The 5,716-nt window shown below is 51.3% G+C and carries 5 protein-coding genes; all 5 read left to right on the top strand.

Annotated elements, in window-relative coordinates:
- A partial coding sequence (locus NZM04_08295; protein ID MCS7064022.1) for a TonB-dependent receptor occupies positions 1-1,467 on the top strand: 1,467 nt, incomplete at its 5' end.
- 35 nt (positions 1,468-1,502) lie between these two features.
- Positions 1,503-1,970 (top strand): hypothetical protein, encoded by a 468-nt coding sequence (locus NZM04_08290; protein MCS7064021.1) that lies wholly within the window; start codon positions 1,503-1,505, stop codon positions 1,968-1,970.
- Between the two features lie 60 nt (positions 1,971-2,030).
- Complete coding sequence (locus NZM04_08285; protein ID MCS7064020.1) at positions 2,031-2,777, top strand: ABC transporter ATP-binding protein; 747 nt, start codon at positions 2,031-2,033, stop codon at positions 2,775-2,777.
- Positions 2,774-5,251 carry a hypothetical protein gene (locus NZM04_08280; protein MCS7064019.1) on the top strand — a complete coding sequence of 826 codons (2,478 nt, stop codon included), beginning with the start codon at positions 2,774-2,776 and terminating at the stop codon, positions 5,249-5,251. Before NZM04_08285 ends, NZM04_08280 begins: the two co-directional genes overlap by 4 nt.
- 212 nt (positions 5,252-5,463) lie before the next feature.
- A partial coding sequence (locus NZM04_08275; protein MCS7064018.1) for a hypothetical protein occupies positions 5,464-5,716 on the top strand: 253 nt, incomplete at its 3' end.

The following is a 5,716-nucleotide window of genomic DNA, read 5'->3' as shown; positions in this document are numbered from 1 at the left end:
GTCGGCTGGAAATGGTCACCTGCGCTTGAATCTCGGCTTTACATTTATGCTGCGCATTCCGATTCATACTTGCCCGGTAGCCTCACGAAGCAGCGGCTCAACAGCAACCCACGCGCTGCTGATCCGGCAAACGTGGTGCGGATAGACAAGCGCGACTTCGATTATTTTCGCGTTGGGCTTCGCAATGTATTTCAGCAAGACGACCACCTCATCGAGGCGGCATTTTCCTGGGCTTACAAAGATCTTGACCATCCGATCTTCAATATCCTGACGCCCACCTTCGCTACAGGGCCTGGGACGATTGATCTTCAATCAAACAATTATCTTGCTGATCTGCGCTACACCTATAGTGGTGACGTCTTCAGCCGGCGGAATCGTCTGACTGTAGGCTTCAACTTTGCTTATGCAGTGGGGGAAGATAGCCGTTTTGAAAACCTCCCTTTTACAGAAGTGCGTGGGCGGCGCTTTGCTGATGGCACAGAGAAATCGCAAAATCTTGAGGTGTATTTTGAGAACGAGCATGCTCTTTTTCCGAAGCTGGCGTTGATTGCTGGGTTTCAGGCTGTGGAAGCCGAGCGCAATTTCACGGATCACTATCTCTTGGATGGCAATGGATCTCGGGATCAGACTTATTCGGCTATCTGTCCAAAGGTTGGCTTGCGCTACGATTTTCTGGACACAGCGTCGGCTTTTATTAATTTTTCGCGCTCCTTTGAACCACCAAGTTTTGGTGAGATAAAAGTATTTCGTCCGTCTGCAGGGCCGCCTGTTTTTCCGCGCCGGATGCCGATTATCACGACGCAACCGTTGGCCGAACAGACCGCTTGGACGTTGGAGGTTGGCACCCGGGGTGAATATAAATTTTTGTCTTGGGATCTGGCTTGGTATCATTCTTGGGTTGAAAATGAACTGTTGGCTTTGAACGACTCGGCTGGGAATCCGCTTGGCACCATCAATGCTGACAAGACGATCCATCATGGGGTTGAGTTTGGACTTCAAGCTCGTCTCTGGCAAAACTTGCTCGACACCCCTGCCGAAGCAGATGCGTCGCCGAAAGATCAACTGGTTTTGCGGCAGTTGTATCTTTTCCAGCACTTCGCCTTCGACAACGATCGTGTCTATGGAGATAGAAGGCTGGCTGGCTTGCCGCGGCATTTCTATCGTGCCGAGCTGCAATATGAGCATTCGTGCGGGTTCTATATTGGGCCGACGTTTGAATGGTCTCCGGAGAAGTATCCGATCGATCATGCAAACACTTTCTACGCAGATGCGCATTTTCTGATTGGAGCGAAGGTGGGTTATCGCACACAAAAAGGGCTCAATTTTTTTGCTGAGGCTCGTAATCTGTTTGATGAGACGTATGCGGCTGCTACGGGGGTGATTGCTGATGCGAAAGGGGTCGACAGCGCAGCTTTTTTGCCAGGCGACGGCCGCACGTTTTATGCAGGCATTGAATACAAATGGTAAACTTCTCATGAGATTGGATGAGGGAGGTTGAAAATATGAAACATCTTACGGTTCTTTTGTTTCTTATCTTCATCGGCACGCTGACGAGTGCCTGTGCTTGTGCGTTTCATAGCGAAAAAGCGATCTCCACACGTGAAGCTGCTAAGCGGATTGGCGAAGAGGTGAACGTCACGGGCAAAGTCACCCAAGCCTTTGTTTGTAAGGGGAGTCCCGGTCGTCCATGGAAACTGATTCTCGACGAGCCGGAGTCGCCCTTTGTGGTGATGATTCCGCGTGAGTATTTGAAAAAATGGGAGAACCGCGATGTGAAGAAGCGTTTCCTTGGCCAGAAAATCATTGCTCGTGGGACGGTGAATCGTTACCGGGGCCGTCCTGAGATCACCGTAGCGCGGCATTTTTGGATTCTCACTACAAAGGAGATGCAGGAGCTGCTTGCAAAATATAAGGGCAAGAAGTATGAGCATAAAGTGGGCGCGAAAGATGAAGATGGAGGAGAGAAGTGACGACGGCCGCAGGTTTTAATTCATTGACGTATCGTTGAGGCAGCGTAGAAAAAGCCCTGCATGGCCGAGGCAGCAATTAGGTTTGATCGGGTGACGCGGCGATTTGGGAGGCTGGCGGCCGTGCAGGGGCTGACCTTGGAAATTCCGCGAGGCTCGATTTATGCGCTTCTGGGGCCGAACGGCTCGGGTAAGACGACCATTATCAAGATGGTGGTGAATCTTCTTTGCCCGAGTGAAGGGAGGATATGCGTTTTGGGGACGGACTCAAAAAGCCTTTTTGCGGGTGATTTTGAGCGGATCGGCTATGTATCGGAGAATCAAGAGATCCCGGAATGGATGACGGCGCGGGAATACTGGGATTTTCTCAGGCCATTTTATTCTCGCTGGGATGAGGTCTATGTCGAGGCGCTGGCGCGCCAGATGGATGTGCCCTTGCACACGGCGATCAAGCGCCTATCGCGTGGAATGAGAGGAAAGGTGAGTTTGATTTCTTCGATCGCTTATCGGCCTGAACTTTTAATACTTGACGAACCTTTCAGCGGGCTTGATCCCCTCGTGCGGGATGAAGTGGTGGAGTCTCTTTTGGCGGCAACGCGCGAGCATCGATGGACGATTTTTATTTCTTCGCATGATATTGATGAGGTGGATCGGTTTGCCACGCATGTGGGGATTTTAGATGAAGGGCGGCTCGTGGTGGGCGGGACGAAGGAGGAGGTGAAAGCTCAAATGCCTGAGGCGACTTTGAAAGAAATTTTTCTCAAGCATGCCCGCACTTTCCGCGATGCGAAACGGAATAAACGCTTATGAATTTGCAGTGGCATCTGATCAAGAAGGACGTTCGTCGTCTATGGGTTTTGTTGGCGACATGGCTACTTGTGGGGCTAATGCAGTTGGGTATTTTTGTTTATCTCGGAGGGACGATTGGAGAGAGCGTTGCAGCGGGGCAACTTGTGAAGATCGGGATTCAAATGTTGTCGGGTCTGCAGTTATTTATGATTTTCGTTATTGTGCCGTTGGTTATCCAACAGGAGAATGCGTGGGGGACGACGGCCTACTGGATGACGCGACCGATTTCGCCGAGGCTGATTCTTTGGGCAAAGATGGCGCTGTTTGCGGTGGTGTTTGGGGTATGGCCGTCGTTGGTGGAGACGGTGGCCTATCTTTATTGTGGGATCTCGCCGAATAAGCTTGCGTGGGTGTGGGGGGAAGTGTTTATCACCAATGCGAGCGGGGTGCTGGGCGCGGCTGTGGTAGCGGCGGTTGCGGCTAATTTTGGGCAGTATGTGATTTTTGGAGTGGTGATTTTCGTGGTGATGCTGTTGGTGGGGTTTGGGCTGCAGGCTGTGGATCTTTTGTCGGGAGATTTTTGGAAGGAGATAAATCGTCCTCATGGAGCGGAGGCGAGTGTAGAGATCGTGGTGACGATACTGAGTATCGGAGTCTATGGTGGGTTGTTGGTATTGCTGTATTTAAGGCGAACGCGAGTGAGCGGTTGGATACGCGGAGCGGTGCTAGGGGGGATTATGTTGGTGTATGGGGGGCAGGTGGGGCTGGAGCGTATGGGGTTGACATTTTTTGCTCAAAAGCCGGGGACGGTGCCGGCAGGCTGGGCGGGGTTGCCGGAAGAAATTGAGCTTCGGGGATATGGGGCAAGTGTGAGGGATGAGGTATCGTTGACGAGGAGGAAAGGGGAACTGAGGAAGCTTGTGTCGGCGATTATTACCACGCCTAACTTGCCGCGGGAGTATGTGATGAGGGTTCGCGAGGCGAGAGGGTTTTTAATTATGCCGGGTGGGGAGAGAATTGAGTCGGATTGGGTTCGGACAAGTTTTACGTTGAACGAGAAGCGACGGGAAGAGGCGATGGCGCTTCAACTGGGGGATGTGGAGATCCTCTCGGAGGAGCGGTATGGTTACCAGGATGTAGATTTGGTGCGGCTTCCGGTGGCTAAAGTGACGGAGTATGCAAACAAGAGAGTGCAGTATGAGGTGGTGCTGCGGTTTGATCTTTATGGATATGAAAAAGTGGCGGAGTTGCCGTTGGAGTTGGGCGCTAGGGCGAAGGTGGGGGACACATTCATCACTATACAAAATGTGGTGCGCGATACGGGAGTGTGTGGGCTCCAGATGCTGGAGGTGACCCCGACGCTACTTTTTGATGGGCGGCGGGAGTCGTGGAGGGATTTTTTGGAGGAGATGCCGTTTTATTTTGCACTTTGGAACCCGGTGAGAGGAGAGGTTTTTTTCGCGGAGAGTAATTTTCAGATTGATCCGTTTCAACATCCTCGGCTGAGGATTGAACAGAGGAATTATCAGTTTAAGGATGAAAGGGGCACACTTCTTACAAAGGCGTGGATGGAGGAGGCGCGTGTAGTGGTCTTTCGGACGGTGTGGCTAGGCCGTAAGGAGGGGGAGTTGAGGGCAAGCGCGGTTTTGGGGGAGAGGGAGTGGCCGGATGCGGCTGATATGGAGCCACCGGTGACTGGGGGAGAATTGCGGGCTGTGCGGGAGCCGGCGCAATGGGACGATAGAACGGAGGTGTGGCGGTATGTGCATAAGATTTATCGTCGGCTGGAACGAGGTGTGGATAAGGATGTCGGGGATTTGCCGGTGGAGCTTTTGAAGCGGGTGGGGAGGGAGAATTTGGATATTGTTATCCAGGCGACTCAAAAGCACCGAAGAGCCGAGCCGTGGGCGCGGAGGGTGGTGGAGGTTTTGGCGACGGATGAGGATCGGGGACTGATCGTGGGCGAGTTGAAGAATCACAGTTGGTTGATCCATGTGGTGAAAGATCGAGGTTGGGCGCATGCGGCGCGGGATGTGCTATTGGAGGGGATCCGCGGGGATTGTCCCTGTCGGCTGGGGGTGTGGCTGGAGACGCTAGTGTCGCTGCGGGATCCGAGCACGTATGAGGATGTGTTGAAGTTTTTTGTGAAGCATGGGGATGGGGAAAGTTATCGGATTTTGAGAGCCGTGCCTGAGATTGGATTGAGAGAGGAGCATGTGCGAGAGGCTTGGGAGAAGGCGTGGGGGGAGAAGCACCTGAAACGTTGTCGTTCGTTGCTTCCAGTGGCGCTTGAATACGGGTTTCCGACGGCAATTGACGCTCTGACAGAGCATTTTCTGGAGGCCCAGGGAAGGGTGGATTCAGGCTGGTTTGAGGAGATACGTGGGTATTTTGAATTTGAAGGAGGTGAGGAGGAATTTGGGCGATTGCTTAGGGAGCAACGGGAGCGACTGAGGTATGAGCCAGAGAGGAAGAAGTGGGTGAGGGAGAATTAAAGGTGTGAGTTTTTTAAAAAAAGGTGTAAAAATTTTTGTAAAAATCACTTCTTGGTGCGGGCGTGAGGAAAAAAGCCGAGAGTTTAAAATTTGTAACCTGATTGTATTCAGAAACTAACGGAGATTGAAGATTTATTAAAAAAAAAATAAAAAATTTGTTGACAAAAAATTCAAGATTGTGCATAAAAGCGCACGAACAACCATAAAACCATATGAAAAACCTACTAAAAACACTACCGATAGTCGTAGCGTTAGGGCTGGCGTCAGTTTCTAATGCGCAAATCACATATAATGGAAACGGAAATAATGGGTTTGGAGGGCCGATTGGAAACGCAATTCTGAGTATAATCGACGATGGTACAACAGTGACTTTTAATCTCTCAAATCCTGGAGGTATTCCATTTTCTGGTAACGATGCATTCGTGTTGTATCTAGACACAGTGGCAGGTGGCTTAAATTCAACAG

This window comes from Candidatus Methylacidiphilales bacterium, from assembly GCA_025056655.1.
Taxonomy (GTDB): domain Bacteria; phylum Verrucomicrobiota; class Verrucomicrobiia; order Methylacidiphilales; family JANWVL01; genus JANWVL01.
This window is presented reverse-complemented; position numbering and strand designations above follow the sequence as displayed.

Bases quoted from the DNA above. Each gene is read 5' to 3' on its own strand.
- NZM04_08290 (MCS7064021.1), top strand. From the start codon at position 1,503: ATGAAACATCTTACGGTTCTTTTGTTTCTTATCTTCATCGGCACGCTG.
- NZM04_08285 (MCS7064020.1), top strand. From the start codon at position 2,031: ATGGCCGAGGCAGCAATTAGGTTTGATCGGGTGACGCGGCGATTTGGG.
- NZM04_08280 (MCS7064019.1), top strand. From the start codon at position 2,774: ATGAATTTGCAGTGGCATCTGATCAAGAAGGACGTTCGTCGTCTATGG.